Annotated in this window: 34 protein-coding genes; all 34 read left to right on the top strand. The window is 65.9% G+C overall.

Annotated elements, in window-relative coordinates:
- The first annotated feature begins 4 nt into the window (after positions 1-4).
- Positions 5-1,909: a glycoside hydrolase family 13 protein gene (locus tag LQZ87_RS12005; protein ID WP_230103704.1), complete on the top strand. Its 1,905-nt coding sequence runs from the start codon at positions 5-7 to the stop codon at positions 1,907-1,909.
- On the top strand, positions 1,906-2,691 hold the full coding sequence (locus LQZ87_RS12000) for a hypothetical protein (RefSeq protein WP_230103703.1): 786 nt from the start codon (positions 1,906-1,908) through the stop codon (positions 2,689-2,691). The genes LQZ87_RS12005 and LQZ87_RS12000 overlap by 4 nt, the downstream gene beginning before the upstream one ends.
- A 91-nt stretch (positions 2,692-2,782) precedes the next feature.
- Positions 2,783-2,953: a hypothetical protein gene (locus LQZ87_RS11995; RefSeq protein WP_230103702.1), complete on the top strand. Its 171-nt coding sequence runs from the start codon at positions 2,783-2,785 to the stop codon at positions 2,951-2,953.
- 114 nt (positions 2,954-3,067) lie between these two features.
- Positions 3,068-4,132, top strand: coding sequence for an ECF transporter S component (locus LQZ87_RS11990; RefSeq protein WP_230103701.1), 1,065 nt, complete (start codon positions 3,068-3,070; stop codon positions 4,130-4,132).
- 7 nt (positions 4,133-4,139) lie between these two features.
- Positions 4,140-4,631: a hypothetical protein gene (locus tag LQZ87_RS11985; protein ID WP_230103700.1), complete on the top strand. Its 492-nt coding sequence runs from the start codon at positions 4,140-4,142 to the stop codon at positions 4,629-4,631.
- Between the two features lie 53 nt (positions 4,632-4,684).
- Positions 4,685-5,332, top strand: coding sequence for a spermidine/putrescine ABC transporter substrate-binding protein (locus tag LQZ87_RS11980; protein ID WP_230103699.1), 648 nt, complete (start codon positions 4,685-4,687; stop codon positions 5,330-5,332).
- A 215-nt stretch (positions 5,333-5,547) separates the two neighbouring features.
- Positions 5,548-5,916 carry a 30S ribosomal protein S12 gene (gene rpsL, locus LQZ87_RS11975; protein ID WP_017201609.1) on the top strand — a complete coding sequence of 123 codons (369 nt, stop codon included), beginning with the start codon at positions 5,548-5,550 and terminating at the stop codon, positions 5,914-5,916.
- Positions 5,917-5,921: 5 nt separating this feature from the next.
- Positions 5,922-6,392 carry a 30S ribosomal protein S7 gene (gene rpsG, locus LQZ87_RS11970; protein ID WP_017201608.1) on the top strand — a complete coding sequence of 157 codons (471 nt, stop codon included), beginning with the start codon at positions 5,922-5,924 and terminating at the stop codon, positions 6,390-6,392.
- An 86-nt stretch (positions 6,393-6,478) separates the two neighbouring features.
- Complete coding sequence (gene fusA, locus LQZ87_RS11965) at positions 6,479-8,593, top strand: elongation factor G (RefSeq protein ID WP_230103698.1); 2,115 nt, start codon at positions 6,479-6,481, stop codon at positions 8,591-8,593.
- 155 nt (positions 8,594-8,748) lie between these two features.
- Positions 8,749-9,939 (top strand): elongation factor Tu, encoded by a 1,191-nt coding sequence (gene tuf / locus LQZ87_RS11960; protein WP_194421673.1) that lies wholly within the window; start codon positions 8,749-8,751, stop codon positions 9,937-9,939.
- A gap of 152 nt (positions 9,940-10,091) precedes the next feature.
- Positions 10,092-10,304, top strand: coding sequence for a hypothetical protein (locus tag LQZ87_RS11955; RefSeq protein WP_230103697.1), 213 nt, complete (start codon positions 10,092-10,094; stop codon positions 10,302-10,304).
- Between the two features lie 440 nt (positions 10,305-10,744).
- Entirely contained in the window at positions 10,745-11,053 is a 309-nt protein-coding gene (gene rpsJ, locus LQZ87_RS11950; protein WP_085018734.1) for a 30S ribosomal protein S10, read from the top strand.
- Between the two features lie 8 nt (positions 11,054-11,061).
- Positions 11,062-11,721 (top strand): 50S ribosomal protein L3, encoded by a 660-nt coding sequence (rplC, locus tag LQZ87_RS11945; protein ID WP_230103696.1) that lies wholly within the window; start codon positions 11,062-11,064, stop codon positions 11,719-11,721.
- A 3-nt stretch (positions 11,722-11,724) separates the two neighbouring features.
- The gene (gene rplD / locus LQZ87_RS11940; RefSeq protein WP_230103695.1) at positions 11,725-12,387 is read left to right on the top strand and encodes a 50S ribosomal protein L4; all 663 of its coding nucleotides are present in this window, start codon (positions 11,725-11,727) and stop codon (positions 12,385-12,387) included.
- On the top strand, positions 12,384-12,707 hold the full coding sequence (gene rplW, locus LQZ87_RS11935; RefSeq protein ID WP_230103694.1) for a 50S ribosomal protein L23: 324 nt from the start codon (positions 12,384-12,386) through the stop codon (positions 12,705-12,707). The genes rplD and rplW overlap by 4 nt, the downstream gene beginning before the upstream one ends.
- 21 nt (positions 12,708-12,728) lie before the next feature.
- Positions 12,729-13,568, top strand: coding sequence for a 50S ribosomal protein L2 (gene rplB / locus LQZ87_RS11930; protein ID WP_230103693.1), 840 nt, complete (start codon positions 12,729-12,731; stop codon positions 13,566-13,568).
- 12 nt (positions 13,569-13,580) lie between these two features.
- Positions 13,581-13,862, top strand: coding sequence for a 30S ribosomal protein S19 (rpsS, locus tag LQZ87_RS11925; RefSeq protein ID WP_120229702.1), 282 nt, complete (start codon positions 13,581-13,583; stop codon positions 13,860-13,862).
- Positions 13,863-13,887: 25 nt separating this feature from the next.
- Entirely contained in the window at positions 13,888-14,286 is a 399-nt protein-coding gene (gene rplV, locus LQZ87_RS11920) for a 50S ribosomal protein L22 (RefSeq protein WP_230103692.1), read from the top strand.
- Positions 14,286-15,044, top strand: a complete 759-nt coding sequence (gene rpsC, locus LQZ87_RS11915) for a 30S ribosomal protein S3 (RefSeq protein ID WP_230103691.1) — start codon at positions 14,286-14,288, stop codon at positions 15,042-15,044. The genes rplV and rpsC overlap by 1 nt, the downstream gene beginning before the upstream one ends.
- The gene (gene rplP / locus LQZ87_RS11910) at positions 15,044-15,463 is read left to right on the top strand and encodes a 50S ribosomal protein L16 (protein WP_144792547.1); all 420 of its coding nucleotides are present in this window, start codon (positions 15,044-15,046) and stop codon (positions 15,461-15,463) included. Before rpsC ends, rplP begins: the two co-directional genes overlap by 1 nt.
- Positions 15,463-15,780, top strand: a complete 318-nt coding sequence (rpmC, locus tag LQZ87_RS15225; RefSeq protein WP_290368272.1) for a 50S ribosomal protein L29 — start codon at positions 15,463-15,465, stop codon at positions 15,778-15,780. Before rplP ends, rpmC begins: the two co-directional genes overlap by 1 nt.
- Positions 15,780-16,088 (top strand): 30S ribosomal protein S17, encoded by a 309-nt coding sequence (gene rpsQ / locus LQZ87_RS11900; protein WP_230103690.1) that lies wholly within the window; start codon positions 15,780-15,782, stop codon positions 16,086-16,088. The genes rpmC and rpsQ overlap by 1 nt, the downstream gene beginning before the upstream one ends.
- A 26-nt stretch (positions 16,089-16,114) precedes the next feature.
- The gene (gene rplN / locus LQZ87_RS11895) at positions 16,115-16,483 is read left to right on the top strand and encodes a 50S ribosomal protein L14 (protein ID WP_230103689.1); all 369 of its coding nucleotides are present in this window, start codon (positions 16,115-16,117) and stop codon (positions 16,481-16,483) included.
- 2 nt (positions 16,484-16,485) lie between these two features.
- Entirely contained in the window at positions 16,486-16,845 is a 360-nt protein-coding gene (gene rplX, locus LQZ87_RS11890; protein ID WP_230103688.1) for a 50S ribosomal protein L24, read from the top strand.
- Positions 16,845-17,435: a 50S ribosomal protein L5 gene (rplE, locus tag LQZ87_RS11885; protein ID WP_230103687.1), complete on the top strand. Its 591-nt coding sequence runs from the start codon at positions 16,845-16,847 to the stop codon at positions 17,433-17,435. The genes rplX and rplE overlap by 1 nt, the downstream gene beginning before the upstream one ends.
- Positions 17,436-17,558: 123 nt before the next feature.
- Positions 17,559-17,957: a 30S ribosomal protein S8 gene (rpsH, locus tag LQZ87_RS11880; protein ID WP_230103686.1), complete on the top strand. Its 399-nt coding sequence runs from the start codon at positions 17,559-17,561 to the stop codon at positions 17,955-17,957.
- Positions 17,958-17,963: 6 nt separating this feature from the next.
- A complete protein-coding gene (rplF, locus tag LQZ87_RS11875; protein WP_230103685.1) occupies positions 17,964-18,500 on the top strand; it encodes a 50S ribosomal protein L6 in 537 nt (178 codons plus the stop codon).
- A 2-nt stretch (positions 18,501-18,502) separates the two neighbouring features.
- Positions 18,503-18,862 carry a 50S ribosomal protein L18 gene (rplR, locus tag LQZ87_RS11870; RefSeq protein ID WP_230103684.1) on the top strand — a complete coding sequence of 120 codons (360 nt, stop codon included), beginning with the start codon at positions 18,503-18,505 and terminating at the stop codon, positions 18,860-18,862.
- On the top strand, positions 18,859-19,563 hold the full coding sequence (gene rpsE, locus LQZ87_RS11865) for a 30S ribosomal protein S5 (protein ID WP_230103683.1): 705 nt from the start codon (positions 18,859-18,861) through the stop codon (positions 19,561-19,563). The genes rplR and rpsE overlap by 4 nt, the downstream gene beginning before the upstream one ends.
- A complete protein-coding gene (gene rpmD / locus LQZ87_RS11860) occupies positions 19,563-19,748 on the top strand; it encodes a 50S ribosomal protein L30 (protein ID WP_017201575.1) in 186 nt (61 codons plus the stop codon). Before rpsE ends, rpmD begins: the two co-directional genes overlap by 1 nt.
- The gene (gene rplO / locus LQZ87_RS11855; RefSeq protein ID WP_230103682.1) at positions 19,748-20,404 is read left to right on the top strand and encodes a 50S ribosomal protein L15; all 657 of its coding nucleotides are present in this window, start codon (positions 19,748-19,750) and stop codon (positions 20,402-20,404) included. The genes rpmD and rplO overlap by 1 nt, the downstream gene beginning before the upstream one ends.
- Before the next feature lie 102 nt (positions 20,405-20,506).
- Positions 20,507-21,829, top strand: coding sequence for a preprotein translocase subunit SecY (secY, locus tag LQZ87_RS11850; protein ID WP_230103681.1), 1,323 nt, complete (start codon positions 20,507-20,509; stop codon positions 21,827-21,829).
- Positions 21,826-22,422, top strand: coding sequence for an adenylate kinase (locus tag LQZ87_RS11845; RefSeq protein WP_230103680.1), 597 nt, complete (start codon positions 21,826-21,828; stop codon positions 22,420-22,422). Before secY ends, LQZ87_RS11845 begins: the two co-directional genes overlap by 4 nt.
- A gap of 1 nt (position 22,423) precedes the next feature.
- Entirely contained in the window at positions 22,424-23,272 is an 849-nt protein-coding gene (gene map / locus LQZ87_RS11840) for a type I methionyl aminopeptidase (protein ID WP_290368271.1), read from the top strand.
- Positions 23,273-23,281: the final 9 nt, after the last annotated feature.

Genomic DNA, 23,281 nt, shown 5'->3' with positions numbered 1-23,281 from the left:
CGACATGACCTCCGTTCTTCCATACCGTGTTCTTCCACACCACGACGGCTCCGAGCTGTACGTCTCCGATTCGGCGCCGCAGCTCGGCGACGTCGTCACGGTTCGACTCCGAGTGCCACAGGGCTACGGCCCGCTCGCGGCGGTGCGCACCCGATCGAACCCCGACCACGAACCCGAGTGGACGACGGGTCGGCTGGTCGGCAGCGCGGACGGCTGGGACTGGTGGGAAGCGCCGATCACAGTGCGCAACCGTCGACACGGGTACCGCTTCGTGCTGCAGCACGACGACGGCACGGTCGAATGGGTCAACCAGTCGGGCGTTCATCGTGGTGAGACGCTGGATGCCGAGGATTTCGCACTCGTCGCGCACCCGGCGCCGCCGGCCTGGCTGAGCGACAGCGTCATGTACCAGGTGTTCCCCGACCGCTTCGCGCGTTCGGCGCAGGCGGACGAGCACCCGACGCCGGACTGGGCGATCCCCGCCGCATGGACTGATCCGGTCGACCCCGCGATGCCCGGACGATCGCAGCAGTTCTACGGCGGCGATCTCCCCGGTGTCATCGAGCACCTCGACCACCTCGTGGAGCTCGGCGTGAACCTGCTCTACCTGACGCCGATCTTCTCTGCAGGGTCCAACCACCGCTACGACGCGTCGAGCTTCGACCGCATCGACCCGCTGCTGGGCGGGGAGGAAGCGTACATCCGCCTCATCGAAGAAGCGCACGCCCGCGGCATCCGAGTGATCGGTGATCTCACCAGCAACCATTCCGGCGACCGGCACGAGTGGTTCCAGCAGGCGCTCGGCAACCCCGGCGCTGAGACCGAGAGCTATTACTACTTCACCGACGACGGGAACACCGAGTACGTGTCGTGGCTCGGCACCCCCACGTTGCCGAAGTTCGACTGGTCCTCCGCGGCCCTGCGCGAGCGCTTCATCTCAGGTGAGGACTCCATCGTCGCGAAATGGCTGAAGCCGCCGTTCAACGCCGACGGCTGGCGCATCGACGTGGCGAACATGACGGGACGCCTGGGCGACGTCGATCTGAACGCCGAGGTGCGCGGTCTGCTCCGCGAGACCATGCTGCGCATCGATCCCGACACGGTTCTGCTCGGGGAGTCGACCAACGACGCGATCAGCGATCTGCAGGGCGACGGCTGGCACGGTGCCATGACCTACCCGTCTTTCACGCGCCCTGTGTGGGGCTGGTTGCGCGGCGACGAGTTCGAGCCGTGGACGACGGCTGAGGGCGACGTCCGCACCGAGCCCTGGTTCTTCGGTCAGCCCATCGGAGGCATCCCTCGGTACACCGCCGAGGACGTCGCCGGGGCGATCACGCGGTTCACCGCCGGCATCCCGTGGCGGGTGCGCCTGGGCAACATGCAGCCGCTCGACACGCATGACACCGGACGGTTCGCGACCAACGCGGCCCCGGGCACGGTGCCGGTGGCGCTGGGACTGTCGATGACTCTCCCCGGTGTCCCCGTCGTCTTCGCCGGTGATGAGTTCGGCATGGTCGGCGCCGACGGCGAGGCATCCAGGACTCCGATGCCGTGGGGGAGCGAGGCGGACCCGTCCGTCGCTCCCATACTCGAGCTGTACCGCTGCCTGGTGCGACTGCGTCGCGAGCACGTCGTGCTCGGCACCGGCGGAATGCGCTGGCTCCACATCGACGACGAGACCATGGTCTTCGTGCGCGAGTCGGCGGACGAGTCCGTGCTCGTGCTCGCGACCAGAGGGGGAGCGGACGTCACGATCCCCGTCGGTGCGCTCGCCGGAGCCGCCCGCGCCGAGGGTCTGCACGGCGATGCGACACTCGCCGTGGCATCCGACGGCGGCGTCCTTCTCATCGCCGACGGGCCGGCGTTCGCGGCATGGTCCCTGCCGGGTGTCGAGGTGCCGGGCGCATGACGACACCCGCGCGGTACGAGGCGATCAGCCAGGGGCTGGCCGCGGGCGTTCGCGAGCGAGACGGATTGATCGGGCTCGTCCTCCTCGGCTCTGCCGCGGACAGCGCGCGATTCCGCCGCGATGAGTGGTCTGATCACGATTTCTTCGCGATCACGGCTGACGGCCGAGGAGTCGATGTGCGGCCTGACCTGTCCTGGCTGCCCGATCAGGAGCGGATCGTGCTCACAGCTCGGGAGGGCGAGATCGGCTTCGTCGCCCTGTACGACGACGGTCATGTGTGCGAGTTCGCCCTCGCGGATGCCCCGGAGCTCAGTGGCGCTGTCGCGGCGGACGCGACGATCGTGGTGGACGACGCGGAGCAGACCGTGGCCGGGCTGGTCGGGCGTGCGCAGGCCAGGGCGAACACGGCCGACTCGTTCGACCCGGCCAACGATGCGCGTCTCGTGCTGGTGAAGCTGCTGATCGGCGTCGGCAGAGTCCGGCGGGGCGAACGACTCAACGGCGGAGCCTTCATACGTCAATGGGCGGTCGCGCACCTGGCGAAAGCGATCCGCGGACGATTCGCCGAGTCGTCGACGTCCCTGCGCGACGTGAATGATCCGATGCGCCGGTTCGAGCGGGACTTCCCTGATTGGGGAGAGCGCATCGCCGTCGCACTCGCGCAACCGGAGGAAGATGCCGCGAAGGCGCTCCTCGCGGTGCTCAAGGAGCTCGAGCGCGGCTGGGACGAGTTCCCGACGAAGGCGGTCGAGACGGTCGAAGTCCGGCTCGGCTGGGCGTGAACGCCCCTTTCGTCGTCGTACTGATCGGGTCGGAGCGACCGCACAGCGTGTCCAGCTCGGGGACGGGCGCGCACGGTCGTACCGTGGGAGCATGGCACGGGCAGACGGCAGCAACATCGCGATGAGCTGGATCGCAGGCGTCATCAGCGCCGGCATCGTCGCGGCACTGCTCTGGCTCGCCCTGCCGATGGGCCCGGTCATGGTGCAGTTCGTCGGCGACACGCTGCGCACTGTGGCTCCTGGTACGGCGGAATCTCCCTGACCCACCGCGAAAACCCTGCGGCAGCGGGTCAGACGACACGTCGGCACGCCTGCGCTCGGGCGCGGTGCCGCGGCGATATCCTCGCACTGCAGATAACGAGGAGAGGCGCCCCCTATGAGTGACCCCGAGGTCCCCCAGCACGAGCAGAAGTCCGACGTCGACGACGTCGTCGACAGCGCCAACGCTGGCCTTGCGGAGGCCGAGGCAGCGCGCGCCGATGTCAACGGCGCCTCCGTGGCCGACGACGCCGATGCCCCTGACATCGCCGCCGCGGAGAGCGCTGGCGCGCCCGCGGACCGCGAGGCCGTCGACCCCGATCTGGCAGCGTTCGACGCTGCAGAGCGGGACCACCCCGGCACCTTCGCGGCATCCGGCGACGGCTTCCGTTCGTCGCGCACCGACTCGTCGCCCTTCGATTCTTCGGACGCAGATTCTTCGCGTGCGGACGAGACCGGTGGCTTCCGCCCCCGGGACCACTCCGCAGCGGTCGCCGACGCGTCGATCGCGGACTCCGCTTACCTGTCGTCGGCCGCCGACGACACCGAGACTCGGGTCGTCCCGTCCGAGCCGACCGTTGCGGAGACCGTGGTCGCCGTACCGGTGACGCAGGCGCAGCAGCCCATCTTCGTCCAGGCGCCCGAGCCTCCCCGTGAGCGCGGCAACCGCGGCACCGCCGGGGCGATCGGTCTGCTGGCGACGCTCGCGTTCGCGGTCCTGTACCTCGGCATCACGCTCGGGCTCGGCGCGCTGGCAGGCGACGTCACGGCGGATGGTCTGGTCGATGCCGTTCTGGCGCCGCTGATGACCTGGGCGTTCTGGACCCCCGTGGTCGTCTTCTTCATCGGATTCTGGCTGCTCGGCGCGATCATCAATCGCGGTCGTTGGGGCCTGTGGGTCGTGTTCGGCCTTCTGGTCGGCGTCGCGGCGTACTTCGGCTACATCCTCGGTCAGCTCTTCGAGGCGCCGTTCTGGCTCGTGACGGCATCCGAGGCATCCGAACTGGTCGGCCAGCAGCTGTTCACCCCGCTCGCCCTCGCAGCTTTCGTCCTGGGCCGCGAGCTCACCATCTGGTTCGGCGCGTGGGTCGCCCGCAGCGGCGCCCGCAAGACCGAGCTCAACGACGAGGCCCAGCGCGAGTACGAGCGCACGCTCGAGGCCGGTCCGCAGCTCTCGAGGTAGTCGGATCATGACCACGTCAGACCCCCGCGGCCCCGCGCCGGCGGGGGTCTCGGCGAGTCTGGCCACGACGATGACGACGATCGGCTTCTTCGCGCTCGCCGTATTCGGGCTCGGGGCGCTGAGCATCGCGACCGATGCCGACATCATCCCGGTGCCCGGCCTCGGGCAGGCGCCGGGCATCACCGGCATGATCATCGCGATCATCGTGTTCGCCGGCATCCTGTGGCTCGCCGTCCGGATCGCCCGCCCGCGGTTCCGTTCGGTGTGGACGATCGCGATCGCGACGACACTCGCGCACCTGCTGGCGGTCGGATTCACGGTCCTCGTCGTCACCGGCGAGTTCGTCACCGCGCTGGCCGTCATGGGCGGGTTGATCACCGGGGGAGCGAGCCTCATCGTCCTGGTCGCTGCGGCGATCGCCGGCTGGGCGGGCGTCGCCCTGCGCCGCACGCGCGCGAGTCGACCCCGCTGGCCGTGGGAGCGTGACGACGCCGGCTGAACGGGATGCCGGAAATCTGCGGTGTTCGCGCTCGTTCCCCGTACCCTTGACCTGTGGAGCGCTCACTGGAGACGCAGGTGGACCTGGCCGTCGAGGCCTGGCTGCGATGGGTGCCGCGCTGGGAGCCGGCGACTCATCGCGGTCGCGTCGCGCCGTGCCGCCGCTGCCTCGGGTCGCCGATCCTCTCCGCCGTCGGAATCGGTTCGAACGTGCCGCACGGCGTGCAGCACGGACTCTCCACGCGCATCAAGACGGTCGTCGACCACGCGGTCGCCGAGTACACCGCACGAAACCTGCCGATGCTGCAGGCCGAGCTCGATCAGCAGGCGGCGCGCAATCGTGCCCGCAGCTATCGCCCTTCAGAGGACCTCGACCCCGAGTACGAGGGGATGCCTCTGGACCCGGACCCGGTGCCGGGCGCTCCGTTCCTCTTCACGATCGCCGGGCTCGCCGATGACGATGTGGCCGAGCTGCCGCCGTTGCCCCCGCTCTCCGACGAGGCCAAAGCGGCGCTTCGGCAGGAGGTCGCCCTCGCCGACGAGTACGCGAACATGGTCGGGCGCGAGATCTGCGGGATGCTGCTGCGCCACCGCCTGGCGGTGCAGGCGGCGATCTCGCAGCATGTGGAGCCGCAGATCGAGGCGATGCTCGCCGAGCTCACGCGGGCGCTCGACTCTCCGTTCGATCCGGAGACGCCGTAGCAGCGATCCCGCGATCATTTGACCGCTGCGTTACGCAGGATTACACTTGATCAGGTGTGTGCACGTCTCGGCGTGCCTGCACACGGGCTCCGATCCGTATCGGTCAGCCCCCACGGCATACCCATCACACCAAAAGCGCGTCTGATCAGGCGCGCCGGTGGGTCATGATGTGAAACCCATCACGCTGTCACCGTGCAGCATTATGAGGAGAGAACGTGCCAACCATTCAGCAGTTGGTTCGCAAGGGTCGCTCGCCCAAGGTCACCAAGACCAAGGCGCCCGCCCTGAAGTCGAACCCCCAGCAGGCCGGGGTATGCACCCGCGTCTACACCACCACGCCGAAGAAGCCGAACTCGGCGATGCGCAAGGTCGCACGTGTGAAGCTCCGCAACGGCACCGAGGTCACCGCCTACATCCCCGGCGAGGGCCACAACCTGCAGGAGCACTCGCTGGTGCTCGTCCGCGGCGGTCGTGTCAAGGACCTCCCCGGTGTGCGTTACAAGATCGTCCGTGGCGCCCTGGACACCCAGGCAGTCAAGAACCGTAAGCAGGCTCGTTCCCGCTACGGCGCGAAGAAGGGTTGAGTTAGATGCCTCGTAAGGGTCCCGCCCCCAAGCGCCCCGTCGTCAACGACCCCGTATACGGCGCTCCGATCGTCACCTCGCTGGTGAACAAGATCCTCGTCGACGGCAAGAAGTCGCTGGCCGAGTCGATCGTCTACGGCGCCCTCCGCGGTGTCGAGGCGAAGAACGGCCAGGATGCCGTCGCCACCCTCAAGAAGGCGCTCGACAACGTGCGCCCCACCCTTGAGGTCCGCAGCCGCCGCGTCGGTGGCTCGACTTACCAGGTGCCGGTCGAGGTCAAGCCTCACCGCGCCAACACGCTCGCGCTGCGCTGGCTCGTCAGCTACGCGAAGGGTCGTCGTGAGAAGACGATGACCGAGCGTCTCCAGAACGAGATCCTGGACGCCTCGAACGGTCTGGGCGCTGCAGTCAAGCGCCGTGAGGACACTCACAAGATGGCCGAGTCGAACCGCGCGTTCGCTCACTACCGCTGGTAACAGCCTCGCCCGCCTCCGGTCTCCGCATCGGAGGCGGGCACCCCCTCTCTTCGCAGTCGCACTGCTAGACAGAAAAGGACACTCCTGTGGCACAAGACGTGCTCACCGACCTGAGCAAGGTCCGCAACATCGGCATCATGGCCCACATCGATGCCGGAAAGACCACCACCACCGAGCGCATCCTGTTCTACACGGGCGTGAACCACAAGCTGGGCGAGACGCACGATGGCGCCTCGACCACCGACTGGATGGAGCAGGAGAAGGAGCGCGGCATCACGATCACGTCTGCCGCCGTGACCTGCTTCTGGAACAACAACCAGATCAACATCATCGACACCCCCGGTCACGTGGACTTCACGGTCGAGGTGGAGCGCTCGCTCCGCGTCCTCGACGGTGCCGTTGCCGTCTTCGACGGCAAGGAGGGCGTCGAGCCCCAGTCCGAGACCGTGTGGCGTCAGGCCGACAAGTACAACGTCCCGCGCATCTGCTTCGTCAACAAGATGGACAAGCTCGGCGCCGACTTCTACTTCACCGTCGACACCATCGTCAAGCGCCTCGGCGCCAAGCCGCTCGTGATCCAGCTCCCCATCGGCGCTGAGAACGACTTCGTCGGCGTCATCGACCTCGTCGAGATGCGTGCCCTGGTGTGGCCCGGCGACTCGAAGGGCGATGTCACCATGGGCGCCTCTTACGAGGTGCGGGAGATCCCCGAGGACCTCAAGGAGAAGGCTGCGGAGTACCGTCAGCTGCTCCTCGAGACCGTCGCCGAGACCGACGACGTCCTGCTCGAGAAGTTCTTCGGTGGCGAGGAGCTCACGGTCGCCGAGATCAAGGGCGCCATCCGCAAGATGGTCGTCGCCTCGGAGATCTACCCCGTGCTCTGCGGATCGGCGTTCAAGAACCGTGGCGTGCAGCCGATGCTGGACGCCGTCGTCGACTACCTCCCCAACCCTCTCGACGTCGGTGCCATCGAGGCGCACGACCCGAAGGACGAGGAGAAGGTCATCGAGCGTCACCCCGACGCGAAGGACCCCTTCGCAGCGCTGGCCTTCAAGGTCGCCGTGCACCCGTTCTTCGGTCGCCTCACCTACGTCCGCGTCTACTCGGGTCACCTCGACTCCGGTTCGGCCGTGGTCAACTCGACCAAGGGCAAGAAGGAGCGCATCGGAAAGATCTTCCAGATGCACGCCAACAAGGAGAACCCGGTCGACTCGCTCACCGCGGGCAACATCTACGCCGTCATCGGCCTGAAGGACACCACCACCGGTGACACCCTCGCCGACCCGGCCGCCCCGGTCGTCCTCGAGTCGATGACGTTCCCCGAGCCCGTCATCGAGGTCGCCATCGAGCCGAAGACCAAGGCCGACCAGGAGAAGCTGGGTGTCGCCATCCAGAAGCTCGCTGAGGAGGACCCGACCTTCCGCACGGAGCTCAACCCCGAGACCGGTCAGACGACCATCAAGGGCATGGGCGAGCTGCACCTCGACATCCTCGTCGATCGCATGAAGCGCGAGTTCCGCGTCGAGGCGAACGTCGGAAAGCCCCAGGTGGCCTACCGCGAGACGATCAAGAAGGCCGTCGAGAAGCACGACTACACGCACAAGAAGCAGACCGGTGGTTCTGGTCAGTTCGCGAAGATCCAGTTCAACATCGAGCCTCTTGAGGTCACGGCCGACAAGACGTACGAGTTCGTCAACTCGGTCACCGGTGGTCGTATCCCGCGCGAGTACATCGGCTCCATCGATGCTGGTTTCCAGGATGCGATGAACGTCGGCGTGCTCGCCGGCTACCCGATGGTGGGCGTCAAGGCGACCATCGTCGACGGTGCTGCTCACGACGTCGACTCCTCGGAGATGGCGTTCAAGATCGCCGGATCGATGGGCTTCAAGGAGGCCGCGCGCCGCGCGAACCCCGTGCTCCTCGAGCCGCTGATGGCCGTCGAGGTCCGTACTCCTGAGGAGTACATGGGCGACGTCATCGGCGACCTGAACTCGCGTCGTGGCCAGATCCAGTCCATGGAGGATGCCGCAGGCGTCAAGGTCGTCCGCGCGTCGGTCCCGCTGTCCGAGATGTTCGGCTACATCGGCGACCTGCGCTCGAAGACCTCCGGTCGCGCGGTGTACTCGATGGAGTTCGACTCGTACTCCGAGGTCCCCAGGGCCGTCGCCGACGAGATCATCCAGAAGACCAAGGGCGAGTAAGCCCTGAACCCGGCCGGCCTCCTTCGCCGGAGGCCGGTCGGACAACACACAACTTCACAAAGCCCTCTCTACTAAACTGAGAATCAAACCCCGTAGAGAACCGGTCACAATCCAGTGCCCGGCAATCTCTACACGAACGTCCTGAGGAGGACCCAGTGGCCAAGGCCAAGTTCGAGCGGACCAAGCCGCACGTGAACATCGGAACGATCGGTCACGTTGACCACGGCAAGACGACGCTGTCCGCAGCCATCTCCAAGGTGCTCGCTGACAAGTACCCGTCGGACACCAACGTCCAGCGTGACTTCGCTTCCATCGACTCGGCGCCGGAAGAGCGCCAGCGTGGTATCACGATCAACATCTCGCACATCGAGTACGAGACCCCCAAGCGCCACTACGCGCACGTTGACGCTCCCGGCCACGCCGACTACGTCAAGAACATGATCACCGGTGCTGCTCAGATGGACGGCGCCATCCTCGTGGTCGCCGCCACCGACGGCCCGATGGCTCAGACCCGTGAGCACGTTCTGCTCGCCAAGCAGGTCGGCGTTCCGTACCTGCTCGTCGCGCTGAACAAGTCCGACATGGTCGACGACGAGGAGATCCTGGAGCTCGTCGAGCTCGAGGTCCGCGAGCTGCTCGCAGGCCAGGGCTTCGACGAGGACGCTCCTGTCGTCAAGGTCTCGGCGCTCAAGGCGCTCGAGGGCGAAGAGAAGTGGGTCGACGCGATCCTCGAGCTCATGCAGGCCGTCGACGACAGCGTTCCGGACCCGGAGCGTGACCGCGACAAGCCGTTCCTCATGCCGATCGAGGACGTCTTCACGATCACCGGTCGTGGAACGGTCGTCACCGGCCGCGCCGAGCGCGGCACCCTCGCCATCAACTCCGAGGTCGAGATCGTCGGCATCCGCCCGACGCAGAAGACCACGGTCACCGGTATCGAGATGTTCCACAAGCAGCTCGACGAGGCATGGGCCGGCGAGAACTGTGGTCTGCTGCTCCGTGGCCTCAAGCGTGAGGACGTCGAGCGCGGCCAGGTCGTCGTGAAGCCGGGTTCGGTCACCCCTCACACGAACTTCGAGGGCACCGCGTACATCCTGTCCAAGGACGAGGGTGGGCGTCACAACCCGTTCTACACGAACTACCGCCCGCAGTTCTACTTCCGCACCACCGACGTCACCGGCGTCATCTCGCTGCCTGAGGGCACCGAGATGGTCATGCCCGGCGACACCACCGACATGACGGTCGAGCTGATCCAGCCGATCGCCATGGAGGAGGGCCTCGGCTTCGCCATCCGTGAGGGTGGACGCACCGTGGGTGCCGGTACGGTCACGAAGATCATCAAGTAAGTTCGCTTGCTTCACAGCGGGGTCGGGCCTTCGGGTCCGGCCCCGCTGTCGTCGTTTCTGTGCTGCGCTCTTCCGTCCGGCGGTCTCCGCGTGCACAATGAGAGGGCCGCGGGGATGTCTCGCCGGCGACACGGTTTCTGAAGGGGGATCTCATGGGTATCGACGACATCGTCAACAAGGGCAAGGATCTGTACGAGCAGAACAAGGACAAGATCGCGGAGGCGGTCAAGAGCGAGCAGGCCGAGGACGTCAGCGACAAGGTCCTCGACGGCGTGGCCGATTTCGCTAAGAAGATCGCGCCCGGAGCCTCTGAGAAGATCGATGAGATCCGCGATTCCGCCGACAAGTCGATCGGTAACGAGTAGTCGCATCACCCTCGGGCGGCGCATCCTCGGATGCGCCGCCTTCGCCGTGTTCACGCGGACGACGGGCGCGACACGCCCGGGTTTGCGTAAGTGAAATCCGGCATGGCAGAATAGATAAGTTCCACATTCCAGCGGTGCGCCCAGTGCGTCCGCAGGATCACTGCCAGGGCAGTGCATAGACGGCATCCGTTCTCCCGAACAAGAAGATGCAGGGTTCTAGGCCGCGGGCAGCAGAACATCACCACCTCCACCAGGAGGTTCTGCCGTGCGCTGAGAGGCGTGCGGGCTGACAGAAGAACAGTGGTGCGCAGCTCTTCAGCCGGCTCAATGAGTCGAGTTGATGGGGGGAGTGCCTGGCGTGAACAGCGCCGACGTGCGTCCAATGCCCCTGGGTCACCCGATCCAGGACGGTAAGACGCTTTAAAGAGAGTGAGCAGACAATGGCGGGACAGAAGATCCGCATTCGCCTGAAGTCGTATGACCATGAGGTCATCGACACGTCGGCGCGCAAGATCGTCGACACCGTGACCCGTGCGGGCGCGACTGTCGTCGGCCCCGTGCCGCTTCCGACGGAGAAGAACGTGGTCGCCGTGATCCGTTCTCCCCACAAGTACAAGGACAGCCGCGAGCACTTCGAGATGCGCACGCACAAGCGTCTGATCGACATCGTCGACCCGACGCCGAAGGCCGTCGACTCGCTTATGCGTCTCGACCTCCCGGCTGACGTCAACATCGAGATCAAGCTGTAAGGATCGACATGGCTGACATCAACGCAAAGATTTCCAAGGGGATGCTGGGCACGAAGCTCGGCATGACCCAGGTGTGGAACGCGGACGGCAAGCTCGTCCCCGTCACCGTCATCGAGCTGGCACCCAACGTGGTCACTCAGGTCCGTACGCCCGAGAAGGACGGCTACAACGCTGTTCAGATCGCGGCCGGTCAGATCGACCCCCGCAAGGTGAACAAGCCCCTCACCGCTCACTTCGAGGCCGCCGGCGTCACGCCGCGCCGTCACGTCACCGAGATCCGCACTGCGGATGCTGCTGACTACTCACTCGGTCAGGAGATCACGGTCGACGGCGTGTTCGAAGCGGGCCAGCTGGTCGACGTCGTCGGCACCAGCAAGGGCAAGGGCACCGCGGGTGTCATGAAGCGCCACAACTTCAAGGGCGTCTCGGCATCGCACGGTGCACACCGCAACCACCGCAAGCCCGGCTCGATCGGCGCATCGTCGACCCCGAGCCGCGTCTTCAAGGGCATGCGCATGGCCGGCCGTATGGGTGGCGAGCGCGTGACCGTCCTCAACCTGACGGTGCACGGCATCGACGCCGAGAAGGGTCTGCTGCTCGTCAAGGGCGCCGTCCCCGGTGCTCGTGGCCGCGTCGTCTACGTCCGCAACGCAGTGAAGGGGGCCTAGTCCATGGCTGACTCGACTCTCGCGCTCGACGTCCTCAAGGCCGACGGCAAGAAGGCCGGCTCCATCGAGCTGCCCGCCGCGCTCTTCGACGTCAAGACGAACATTCCGCTCATCCACCAGGTCGTCGTCGCGCAGCTCGCGGCGGCTCGCCAGGGCACGCACTCGACCAAGCGTCGTGGCGAGGTCTCCGGTGCCGGCCGCAAGCCCTTCAAGCAGAAGGGCACGGGTAACGCCCGTCAGGGCTCGATCCGCGCGCCGCACATGACCGGCGGTGGCATCGTCCACGGCCCGAAGCCGCGTGACTACTCGCAGCGCACCCCCAAGAAGATGATCGCGGCCGCCCTCCTGGGTGCGCTCAGCGACCGCTTCCGCGGTGACCGCCTGCACGCCATCGAGTCCTTCGGCATCGACGGTGCGCCTTCGACGAAGACCGCCGCGAAGTTCCTCGCGACCGTCGCCTCGTCGAAGAACGTGCTGGTCGTGACCGAGCGCAACGATGAACTGACCACCAAGAGCATCCGGAACCTTCCGAGCCTCCACGTGATCAGCTTCGACCAGCTCAACGCCTACGACGTGCTCGTCTCCGACGACATCGTCTTCACCCAGGCCGCTCTCAAGGGCTTCATCGCCTCCAAGACCGGCGCAACCGAGGAGGTCTCGGCATGACCGAGCAGAACGGCGCCCTCCAGACGGCGTTCAACAAGGACCCCCGTGACGTCATCCTGAAGCCGGTTGTCTCTGAGAAGAGCTACTCGCTGATCGACGAAGGCAAGTACACCTTCCTCGTCGACCCGCGCGCTTCGAAGACCGAGATCAAGCTCGCCATCGAGAAGATCTTCGATGTCAAGGTCGCGTCGGTCAACACGATCAACCGCGTCGGCAAGGCCCGTCGCACCCGTTTCGGCACCGGTAAGCGCAAGGACACCAAGCGCGCCATCGTGAGCCTGAAGTCGGGCACCATCGACATCTTCACGGCAATCGGCTGATCCGGGGGATAAAGGACAATCATGGCTATTCGCAAGTACAAGCCCACGACCCCGGGTCGCCGTGGCTCGTCGGTGGCTGACTTCGCCGAGATCACTCGATCGACGCCGGAGAAGTCGCTGCTGCGCCCGCTCTCGAAGACCGGTGGTCGCAACAACCAGGGCCGCATCACGACCCGTCACATCGGTGGTGGACACAAGCGCCAGTACCGTGTCATCGACTTCCGTCGCAATGACAAGGACGGCGTCAACGCCAAGGTCGCTCACATCGAGTACGACCCCAACCGCACCGCGCGCATCGCGCTGCTGCACTACTTCGACGGCGAGAAGCGCTACATCCTCGCGCCGAACAAGCTGAAGCAGGGCGACATCATCGAGAACGGTGCATCGGCTGATATCAAGCCGGGCAACAACCTCCCGCTGAAGAACATCCCGACCGGTACGGTGATCCACGCGATCGAGCTCCGTCCCGGTGGAGGAGCGAAGCTCGCTCGTTCGGCTGGAGCATCCGTTCGCCTCGTCGCCAAGGACGGCCCCTACGCGCAGCTCCGCCTGCCGTCGGGTGAGATCCGCAACGTCGACGCACGCTGCCGCGCCACGATCGGCGAGGTCGGCAACGCCGAGCAGTCGAACATCAACTGGGGCAAGGCAGGCCGCAGCCGCTGGAAGGGCATCCGCCCGACCGTCCGCGGTGTCGCGATGAACCCGGTTGACCACCCGCACGGTGGTGGTGAGGGCAAGACGTCCGGTGGACGTCACCCCGTCTCCCCCTGGGGTCAGGCTGAGGGTCGTACCCGTCACGCCAACAAGGAAAGCGACAAGTACATCGTGCGCCGTCGCACCGCCGGCAAGAAGCGCAAGTAGGAGTAGAAGAAGATGCCACGGAGTCTCAAGAAGGGCCCCTTCGTCGACGAGCACCTGCTTCGCAAGGTCGTCGTGCAGAACGAAGCCGGTACCAAGAACGTCATCAAGACCTGGTCTCGCCGGTCCATGATCATCCCGGCCATGCTGGGTCACACGATCGCGGTCCACGACGGTCGCAAGCACATTCCTGTGTTTGTCACCGAGACCATGGTCGGTCACAAGCTGGGCGAGTTCGCGCCCACCCGCACCTTCCGCGGCCACGAGAAGGACGACAAGAAGGGCCGTCGCCGCTGACGCGGGGACGATAGAGGAGAGAGAAATGGTGGAGTCCATCGCACGCGTGCGACACATCCGCGTGACCCCTCAGAAGGCTCGTCGTGTCGTCGCGCTCATCAAGGGCAAGCAGGCCCAGGAGGCTCTGGCGATCTTGAAGTTCGCCCCGCAGAGCGCCAGTGAGCCGATCTACAAGCTTGTCGCGTCGGCCATGGCCAACGCACAGGTGAAGGCGGATCGCGACGGCGAGTTCCTCGACGAGCAGGACCTGTACGTGGCAAACGCGTACGTCGACGAGGGCACGACGCTCAAGCGTTTCCGCCCCCGCGCTCAGGGTCGCGCTTTCCAGATCAAGAAGCGCACGAGCCACATCACGGTCGTGCTCTCGACGCCTGAGGTCGCTGCTGCGGCTGACGGCGACAGCAAGAAGAAGGCGAGCAAGTAATGGGCCAGAAAGTAAACCCGTACGGCTTCCGCCTCGGAATCACCACGGACCACGTGTCCCGTTGGTTCTCGGACTCGACGAAGCCGGGCCAGCGTTACGCCGACTACGTGGCCGAGGACGTCAAGATCCGCAACCTGCTGAAGACTCAGCTCGACCGCGCCGGTGTCTCGAGCATCGAGATCGAGCGCACCCGTGACCGCGTCCGCGTCGACATCCACACCGCCCGGCCGGGCATCGTGATCGGTCGTCGTGGCGCCGAGGCCGAGCGCATCCGCGGCGACCTCGAGAAGCTCACCGGCAAGCAGATCCAGCTGAACATCCTCGAGGTCAAGAACCCCGAGGCCGACGCTCAGCTCGTCGCCCAGGGCATCGCCGAGCAGCTCTCTGCTCGTGTGGCGTTCCGTCGCGCGATGCGCAAGGGTCTGCAGGGCGCTCAGCGCGCCGGCGCCAAGGGCATCCGCATCCAGGTCTCCGGCCGCCTCGGCGGCGCGGAGATGAGCCGCTCGGAGTTCTACCGCGAGGGACGTGTGCCTCTGCACACGCTGCGCGCGAACATCGACTACGGCTTCTACGAGGCGAAGACCACCTTCGGCCGTATCGGCGTGAAGGTCTGGATCTACAAGGGCGACCTCACCGCCAAGGAACTTGCTCGCGAGCAGGCCAACGCGCCGAAGTCCCGTGGTCGCGATGACCGCGGTGGCGACCGTCGTCGTGGCCCGCGCAACGAGGCACCTGTTGCAGAAGGAGCGTCGGCATAATGCTCATCCCCCGTAAGGTCAAGTTCCGCAAGCAGCACCACCCGGGTCGCTCGGGTCAGGCTACCGGCGGCACGAAGGTCTCCTTCGGCGAGTACGGCATCCAGGCCCTGACTCCCGCTTATGTGACCAACCGTCAGATCGAGGCAGCTCGTATCGCGATGACGCGTCACATCAAGCGTGGTGGAAAGGTGTGGATCAACATCTACCCCGACCGTCCGCTCACGAAGAAGCCTGCTGAAACCCGCATGGGTTCCGGTAAGGGTTCGCCCGAGTGGTGGGTCGCAAACGTCAAGCCGGGTCGCGTCCTCTTCGAGGTCGCTGGTGTCAGCGAGGAACTCGCTCGCGAAGCACTGACCCGAGCCATTCACAAGCTGCCTCTCAAGGCACGCATCATCAAGCGCGAGGAGGGCGACGCGTAATGGCGATCGGCACCAAGGAGCTCGCCCCGGCGGAGCTCGACACGTTCGAAGACCAGCGCCTCGTTGAGGAGCTGCGCAAGGCCAAGGAGGAGCTGTTCAACCTCCGTTTCCAGTCGGCCACAGGCCAGCTGGAGAGCCACGGCCGCATCCGCGCCGTCAAGCGCGACATCGCGCGCCTCTACACGGTGATCCGCGAGCGCGAGCTGGGCATCCGTGCGACGCCCGCTCCGGTCGAGGCGCCGGCGAAGAAGGCGTCCAAGTCGAAGGCGAAGAAGACCGAGGATTCCTCGTCTGACGCCGAAGGGAAGGCTGAGTAATGGCCACCAAGAAGGAAGCGGAAGCTCCCGTCTCGCACGACGTGCGTGACGAGGACGCTCGCGGTTACCGCAAGACGCAGCGTGGTTACGTCGTCAGCGACAAGATGGACAAGACCATCGTCGTCGAGGTCGAGGACCGCGTGAAGCACCCCCTGTACGGCAAGGTCATCCGCCGCACGGAGAAGCGCAAGGTGCACGACGAGAACAACTCGGCGGGCATCGGCGACCTCGTCGTCATCAGCGAGACCCGTCCGCTCAGCGCCACCAAGCGCTGGCGTCTGGTCGAGATCGTCGAGAAGGCCAAGTAAGCCCTCGGCTTGCTTAAGGAGTAATTGTGATTCAGCAGGAATCCCGCCTCAAGGTCGCCGACAACACCGGCGCGAAGGAGCTGCTCACGATCCGCGTTCTCGGTGGCTCTCGCCGTCGTTACGCAGGTCTGGGTGACACCATCGTCGCCACGGTCAAGGACGCGATCCCGGGCGGCAACGTGAAGAAGGGCGACGTCGTCAAGGCGGTCATCGTTCGCACGAAGAAGGAAGTCCGTCGTCCGGACGGCTCGTACATCAAGTTCGACGAGAACGCCGCCGTCATCCTGAAGAGCGACGGGGAGCCTCGCGGCACCCGCATCTTCGGCCCGGTCGGTCGTGAGCTTCGTGACAAGAAGTTCATGAAGATCGTCTCGCTCGCCCCGGAGGTTATCTGATCATGGCGAACATCAAGAAGGGTGACCTGGTTCAGGTCATCACCGGCGCCAAGCAGGAGCGTGGCGGCGACCGCGGCAAGCAGGGCAAGGTCCTCGAGGTCCTTTCCGAGCAGAACCGCGTCATCGTCGAGGGCGTGAACTACGTCACCAAGCACACCCGCGTCGGTCAGACGCAGCGTGGCACCAAGACGGGTGGCATCGAGACCCTCGAGGCTCCCATCCACATCTCGAACGTCGCACTCGTCGACCCCGAGACCAAAAAGCCGACCCGTGTCGGCCGCCGGGTCGAGGAGGAGACCAAGGACGGCGTCAAGCGCACCGTCCGCGTGCGTTACGCGAAGAAGTCAGGTAAGGACCTCTGATGAGCACCGACACTGCCGCGCCGGCTGGCAAGATCCAGCCGCGCCTGAAGCAGAAGTACAAGGCCGAGATCCAGCAGAAGCTGCAGGATGAGTTCGGCTACCAGAACGTGATGCAGATCCCCGGCCTCGTCAAGGTCGTCGTCAACACCGGTGTCGGTGAGGCGGCTCGTGACAGCAAGGTGATCGATGGCGCGGTCGAAGACCTCACCAAGATCACCGGCCAGAAGCCGATCGTCACGAAGGCCCGAAAGTCCATCGCGCAGTTCAAGCTGCGTGAGGGCCAGGCCATCGGCGCGCACGTCACCCTCCGTGGCGACCGTGCGTGGGAGTTCATCGACCGCCTGGTCTCGCTGGCGCTGCCCCGCATCCGCGACTTCCGCGGGCTGTCGGCCAAGCAGTTCGACGGCCACGGCAACTACACCTTCGGTCTCCAGGAGCAGAGCGTGTTCCACGAGATCGATCAGGACAAGATCGACCGCGTCCGCGGCTTCGACATCACTGTCGTCACCTCGGCGAAGACGGATGACGAGGGTCGGGCACTGCTCCGCCACCTCGGCTTCCCGTTCCAGTCGGAGGACGCCAAGGCGTGACGCTTCGAACCCCCGCCCGTCGGGCGGGGGTTCCGCGTGCGCTTACAATTGAAGATTGCGACTCATCGAAGGTCGTCTGTCGTGTAACGGCAGCCGAAACCTCATGACCAAAGGAAAAAACCCATGACAATGACAGACCCGGTCGCAGACATGCTGACCCGTCTGCGCAACGCGAACTCGGCTCACCACGACACTGTGTCGCTGCCGTCGAGCAAGCTCAAGACGCACATCGCCGACATCCTCCAGCAGGAGGGCTACATCGCCGGCTACGAGATCACCGACGCACGCGTCGGCCAGAGCCTCACCCTCACGCTGAAGTACGGCCCCAACCGTGAGCGTTCGATCGCGGGCATCAAGCGCGTGTCGAAGCCGGGTCTGCGCGTTTACGCGAAGTCCACGGAGCTCCCCAAGGTCCTCGGCGGCCTCGGCGTGGCCATCCTGTCCACTTCCTCCGGTCTCCTCACGGACCGTCAGGCTGAGCAGAAGGGCGTGGGCGGAGAAGTTCTCGCCTACGTGTGGTAATCCCAAATGTCGCGTATTGGACGACTTCCCATCGAGATCCCCGCGGGCGTCACCGTTTCGGTCGACGGCCGTGCGGTTGCGGTGAAGGGCCCCAAGGGTGAGCTCACCCTGAACGTGGCCAAGCCCATCGAGGTCGCGGTCGAGGACAACCAGGTGGTTGTCTCCCGTCCCGACGACGAGCGCGAGTCGCGGTCGCTTCACGGCCTGACCCGCACGCTCATCAACAACAACATCATCGGCGTCACCCAGGGCTACACCAAGGGCCTCGAGGTCGTCGGCACCGGTTACCGCGTGCAGCAGAAGGGCAGCTCGGTCGAGTTCGCTCTCGGCTTCTCGCACCCGGTCCTGATCGACCCGCCCGCCGGCATCACCTTGACGGTCGAGGGCACCAACAAGCTCACCGTGAGTGGCATCGACAAGCAGGCTGTCGGTGAGGCAGCTGCCAACATCCGCAAGATCCGCAAGCCCGAGCCGTACAAGGGCAAGGGCGTGCGCTACGCCGGCGAGAACGTGCGTCGCAAGGCCGGAAAGAGTGGTAAGTAACCATGGCTCTCAAGTCAAAGTCTGACGCCCGCGCGCGTCGTCACAGCCGCCTTCGCAAGAAGATCGTCGGCACCGAGTCGCGTCCGCGCCTCGTCGTCAACCGTTCGGCTCGCCACGTCTTCGTCCAGCTGGTCGATGACAGCAAGGGCCACACCGTCGCCTCGGCATCCACGCTCGAGACCGAGCTGCGCTCGTTCGACGGCGACAAGACCGCCAAGGCCCGCAAGGTCGGCGAGCTCGTCGCCGAGCGCGCGAAGGCCGCCGGTGTCACCGAGGTCGTGTTCGACCGTGGTGGAAACCGCTACGCCGGTCGCGTTGCGGCCATCGCCGATGGCGCCCGCGAAGGGGGGCTGGCACTGTGAGTGACAACAAGGAGAACGAAGTGACCGAAACGGCTGCTGCCGCTCCGGAGACGGCCGCTGCCACTGAGGCAGCCGAGCCCGCTCGCGAGCAGCGCGAAGGCCGCCGCGGCGGCCGTGACCGCAACCAGGGCGGCCGTGACCGCAACTCGCGCGATCGTGGCGACAACCAGTTCCTGGAGCGCGTCGTCACCATCAACCGCGTCTCGAAGGTCGTGAAGGGTGGTCGTCGCTTCAGCTTCACCGCTCTCGTGGTCGTCGGTGACGGCAACGGTCTGGTCGGTGTCGGATACGGCAAGGCCCGCGAGGTTCCCCTGGCCATCTCCAAGGGTGTCGAAGAGGCCAAGCGGAACTTCTTCCGCGTGCCCCGCGTCGGCACCACGATCCCGCACCCGGTGCAGGGCGAGGCCGCTGCCGGCGTAGTGCTGCTGCGCCCGGCTGCTGCCGGTACCGGTGTCATCGCCGGTGGTCCGGTCCGCGCCGTGCTCGAGTGCGCCGGTGTCCACGACGTCCTGTCGAAGTCGCTCGGCTCGTCGAACACGATCAACATCGTGCATGCGACCGTTGAGGCGCTGAAGGGCCTCGAGGAGCCTCGTGCTGTCGCGGCCCGCCGTGGTCTCGACTACGACGCCGTCGTTCCGGGCATCATCATCCGCAACGAGGCAAAGGCCGCCGCTGCGGCCGCTGCAAAGGTAGGTGCCTGATGGCCGCCCGTCTCAAGGTGACCCAGATCAAGTCCAAGGTGAGCGAGAAGCAGAACCAGCGCGACACGCTGCGCAGCCTCGGTCTCAAGCGCATCGGTGACACCACCGTTCGCCCCGACGACGCGCAGACGCGCGGCTACGTCAAGACCGTCGCACACCTCGTCAAGGTTGAGGAGATCGACTAATGGCTGAGAAGAACGTTTCGGCCGAGGCCGAGAAGACCACGAAGAAGGCTGCTGCTCCCAAGGCCGCTGCCGAGAAGAAGGCTGCTCCCAAGGCCGCTGCCAAGAAGCCTGCTGAGAAGAAGGCTCCTGCTCAGGCCGCTGACGCCAAGGCTGAGACTGCTGCCAAGAAGCCGGCTGCCAAGAAGGCCGCTCCGAAGGCGGATGCCACGGCATCCCGCCCCGGTGTCCTCAAGGTCCACCACCTGCGTCCCGTCCCCGGCGCCAACACCGCGAAGACCCGTGTCGGTCGCGGTGAGGGCTCCAAGGGCAAGACCGCCGGTCGCGGAACCAAGGGCACCAAGGCTCGCAACACCGTTCGGGTCGGCTTCGAGGGTGGGCAGATGCCTCTGCACATGCGCACCCCGAAGCTGCGCGGGTTCAAGAACCCGTTCCGCGTCGAGTACCAGGTCGTGAACCTGGCCAAGCTCGCGGAGCTGTACCCGAAGGGCGGCGATGTCACCGTCAGCGATCTGGTCGCCAAGGGCGCTGTTCGCAAGAACGAGAAGGTCAAGGTTCTCGGCAACGGCGACATCGACGTGAAGCTCACCGTCTCGGTCGACAAGGTCTCGGGTTCTGCCGAGCAGAAGATCGTGGCTGCGGGCGGATCCGTCAAGTAACCGCATCAGAGAGGGGTCGGAGATTCTCCGGCCCCTCTCTGCGTTACGCTGGTCTTTCGGCCGTCCGCCGCGGACTGGCTACCCTTTTCTGGAGGAACGCCCTTGTTTAGCGCTATCGCGCGGATCTTCCGCACTCCCGACCTGCGTCGGAAGATCGGTTTCACTCTGGCGATCATCGCCATCTACCGGCTCGGCTCCCACGTTCCGGCTCCGTTCGTGCACTTCCCGAACGTCGAGGAGTGCCTGCGCATCAACGCGGGCACCGAGGGACTGCTGAGCCTGGTCAACCTGTTCTCGGGTGGCGCGCTCCTCCAGCTCTCCATCTTCGCCCTGGGCGTCATGCCCTACATCACGGCGACCATCATCACGCAGCTGCTGCGCGTGGTCATCCCGCACTTCGAGGCGCTCCACAAGGAGGGCCAGGCCGGGCAGGCCCGTCTGACGCAGTACACCCGCTACCTCACGATCGCGCTTGCACTGCTGCAGTCGACGACTCTGGTGACGGTCGCTCGCAGCGGTCAGCTGTTCGGCACCACTGACGTCGCCGCGTGTCAGCAGCTCCTCACGAACGATGTCTGGTGGGCGCAGCTGCTCATCATCATCGCGATGACCGCCGGTACCGGCCTCATCATGTGGTTCGCCGAGCTCGTCACCGAACGCGGCATCGGCAACGGCATGTCGCTGCTCATCTTCACGTCCATCGCCGCGACCTTCCCCGCCGCGATGTGGACGATCTTCGAGACCAACGGCTTCGAGACGTTCCTGCTGGTGCTCGCGATCGGAATCGTCGTCACCGGGCTTGTCGTGTTCGTCGAGCAATCCCAGCGGCGCATACCCGTTCAGTACGCCAAGCGCATGGTGGGCCGCCGCACCTACGGCGGCACGAACACGTACATCCCGATCAAGGTGAACATGGCGGGTGTGATCCCGATCATCTTCGCGTCGTCGCTGCTGTACATCCCGATGCTCGTCGCCCAGTTCAACACCCCGCAGGATGGCACGGAGCCGGCCGGCTGGGTGGTCTGGGTCTCGCAGTACTTCACCACAGGCGACCACCCGCTCTACATGGCGGCGTACTTCCTGCTGATCATCGGGTTCGCGTACTTCTACGTCGCGATCACGTTCAACCCTGTCGAGGTCGCCGACAACATGAAGAAGTACGGCGGGTTCATCCCCGGCATCCGTGCCGGTCGGCCCACGGCCGAGTACCTCGACTTCGTGCTCACCCGCATCACGTTCCCCGGCTCGATCTACCTCGGTCTGATCGCGCTGATTCCGCTGATCGCACTCGCGACCGTCGGCGCCAACCAGAACTTCCCGTTCGGTGGCGCATCGATCCTCATCATCGTCGGTGTGGGACTCGAGACGGTCAAGCAGATCGACGCACAGCTCCAGCAGCGCCATTACGAAGGGCTTCTCCGTTGACAGCATCCGCACGACTTCTCATCGTCGGCCCGCAGGGCTCCGGCAAGGGCACGCAGGGCGTGCGCATCGCTTCGGCCTTCGGCATCCCGGTCGTCTCGACCGGAGACATCTTCCGCGCCAACATCAAGGGCGGGACCGAGCTCGGCCTCAAGGTCACGGCGATCCTCGATCGCGGCGACCTCGTGCCGGACGAGCTGACCGGTGAGATCGTACGCGACCGGCTGTCGCAGGACGACGCCGAGAACGGGTTCCTGCTGGACGGCTATCCTCGCAACGCCGCACAGGTCGGGCATCTCGACGAGTTCCTCAGCGGCCGTGGTGAGGCTCTGGATGCGGTGATCCTGCTGGACGTCCCGCGGGACGAGAGCATCTCGCGCCTGAAGCTTCGTGCCGAGGAGCAGGGTCGTTCGGACGACACCGAGGACGGCATCGCGCACCGCCTCGACATCTACGAGAAGGAGACCGAGCCGATCCTCGCCGTGTACGGCGAGCGTGGCATCGTCGACCGGATCGACGGCGTCGGCTCCCTCGACGACATCACCGAGCGCATCATGTCGGCGCTCGCTGCGCGCGGGCTGACGCTCGCTGCCTGACGTGTTCCGTCGCTCGATCTACAAGACGCCGGCTCAGCTCCGGTCGATGATCGAACCCGGTCTCATCACCGCGGCGTCACTGGATGCCGCGGGCGCCGCGATCCGCGCCGGGGCGACGACCGCCTCCGTCGATGAGGCTGCGTCTGCCGCCGTACTCTCCCGTGGGGCCGAGTCGAACTTCAAGCTCGTGCGCGGCTACCACCACACCACATGCATCTCGGTCAACGAGCAGGTCGTGCACGGCATCCCCGGCGCGCGCGTGCTCGAGCCCGGCGACATCGTGTCGGTCGACAGCGGCGCCCAGTTCCAGGGATGGAACGGCGACAGTGCGCGGACGTTCGTCGTTCCGGACCCGGCGCGTCCTGATCTCGTCGCCGCTCGTTCAGAGCTCTCGCGTGTCACTGAGGGATCGATGTGGGCGGGCATCGCAGCGATGGCATCCGCCGGTCACATCGGCGAGATCGGTGCAGCGATCCAGGAGTACATCGAGGCTCAGGGGCCCTCTGCGGTCTCCGGCGAGACGTACGGCATCCTGCGCGAGTACGTCGGCCACGGCATCGGCCGCAAGATGCACGAGGCGCCGAGCGTGTTCAACTACCGCACGCCCGACCCCGGTGCCGAGGTGAAGCCGGGGCTCGTGCTCGCGATCGAGCCCATGGTCACAGCGGGATCCGAGGAGACGTTCGTCGAGGACGACGACTGGACGGTCTCGACCGTCGACGGCAGCGACGGGAGTCACTGGGAGCACAGCGTCGCGGTTCATGCCGACGGCATCTGGGTGCTGACCGCGCCCGACGGCGGCGCGGCCGGCCTCGCCCCCTTCGGCGTCGTTCCCGTTCGCCCGGCGTAGCCCCCGCGC

The organism is Microbacterium sp. Bi121 (assembly GCF_918698005.1).
Taxonomy (GTDB): domain Bacteria; phylum Actinomycetota; class Actinomycetes; order Actinomycetales; family Microbacteriaceae; genus Microbacterium.
This window is presented reverse-complemented; position numbering and strand designations above follow the sequence as displayed.

Excerpts from the sequence above, each read along its gene's own strand:
- rplC (WP_230103696.1), top strand. The coding sequence starts at position 11,062 with ATGGCTGACATCAACGCAAAGATTTCCAAGGGGATGCTGGGCACGAAG.
- rplF (WP_230103685.1), top strand. The coding sequence starts at position 17,964 with ATGTCGCGTATTGGACGACTTCCCATCGAGATCCCCGCGGGCGTCACC.
- rpsH (WP_230103686.1), top strand. The coding sequence starts at position 17,559 with ATGACAATGACAGACCCGGTCGCAGACATGCTGACCCGTCTGCGCAAC.
- rplD (WP_230103695.1), top strand. The coding sequence starts at position 11,725 with ATGGCTGACTCGACTCTCGCGCTCGACGTCCTCAAGGCCGACGGCAAG.
- LQZ87_RS12005 (WP_230103704.1), top strand. The coding sequence starts at position 5 with ATGACCTCCGTTCTTCCATACCGTGTTCTTCCACACCACGACGGCTCC.
- rpsC (WP_230103691.1), top strand. The coding sequence starts at position 14,286 with ATGGGCCAGAAAGTAAACCCGTACGGCTTCCGCCTCGGAATCACCACG.
- rplE (WP_230103687.1), top strand. The coding sequence starts at position 16,845 with ATGAGCACCGACACTGCCGCGCCGGCTGGCAAGATCCAGCCGCGCCTG.
- rpsG (WP_017201608.1), top strand. The coding sequence starts at position 5,922 with ATGCCTCGTAAGGGTCCCGCCCCCAAGCGCCCCGTCGTCAACGACCCC.
- rpsQ (WP_230103690.1), top strand. The coding sequence starts at position 15,780 with ATGGCCACCAAGAAGGAAGCGGAAGCTCCCGTCTCGCACGACGTGCGT.
- LQZ87_RS11955 (WP_230103697.1), top strand. The coding sequence starts at position 10,092 with ATGGGTATCGACGACATCGTCAACAAGGGCAAGGATCTGTACGAGCAG.
- rplO (WP_230103682.1), top strand. The coding sequence starts at position 19,748 with ATGGCTGAGAAGAACGTTTCGGCCGAGGCCGAGAAGACCACGAAGAAG.
- rpmD (WP_017201575.1), top strand. The coding sequence starts at position 19,563 with ATGGCCGCCCGTCTCAAGGTGACCCAGATCAAGTCCAAGGTGAGCGAG.
- rpsJ (WP_085018734.1), top strand. The coding sequence starts at position 10,745 with ATGGCGGGACAGAAGATCCGCATTCGCCTGAAGTCGTATGACCATGAG.
- rplP (WP_144792547.1), top strand. The coding sequence starts at position 15,044 with ATGCTCATCCCCCGTAAGGTCAAGTTCCGCAAGCAGCACCACCCGGGT.
- rplX (WP_230103688.1), top strand. The coding sequence starts at position 16,486 with ATGGCGAACATCAAGAAGGGTGACCTGGTTCAGGTCATCACCGGCGCC.
- LQZ87_RS11990 (WP_230103701.1), top strand. The coding sequence starts at position 3,068 with ATGAGTGACCCCGAGGTCCCCCAGCACGAGCAGAAGTCCGACGTCGAC.
- rplV (WP_230103692.1), top strand. The coding sequence starts at position 13,888 with ATGGTGGAGTCCATCGCACGCGTGCGACACATCCGCGTGACCCCTCAG.
- rpsS (WP_120229702.1), top strand. The coding sequence starts at position 13,581 with ATGCCACGGAGTCTCAAGAAGGGCCCCTTCGTCGACGAGCACCTGCTT.
- LQZ87_RS12000 (WP_230103703.1), top strand. The coding sequence starts at position 1,906 with ATGACGACACCCGCGCGGTACGAGGCGATCAGCCAGGGGCTGGCCGCG.
- rplW (WP_230103694.1), top strand. The coding sequence starts at position 12,384 with ATGACCGAGCAGAACGGCGCCCTCCAGACGGCGTTCAACAAGGACCCC.
- LQZ87_RS11995 (WP_230103702.1), top strand. The coding sequence starts at position 2,783 with ATGGCACGGGCAGACGGCAGCAACATCGCGATGAGCTGGATCGCAGGC.
- rpmC (WP_290368272.1), top strand. The coding sequence starts at position 15,463 with ATGGCGATCGGCACCAAGGAGCTCGCCCCGGCGGAGCTCGACACGTTC.
- LQZ87_RS11985 (WP_230103700.1), top strand. The coding sequence starts at position 4,140 with ATGACCACGTCAGACCCCCGCGGCCCCGCGCCGGCGGGGGTCTCGGCG.
- rplR (WP_230103684.1), top strand. The coding sequence starts at position 18,503 with ATGGCTCTCAAGTCAAAGTCTGACGCCCGCGCGCGTCGTCACAGCCGC.
- rplB (WP_230103693.1), top strand. The coding sequence starts at position 12,729 with ATGGCTATTCGCAAGTACAAGCCCACGACCCCGGGTCGCCGTGGCTCG.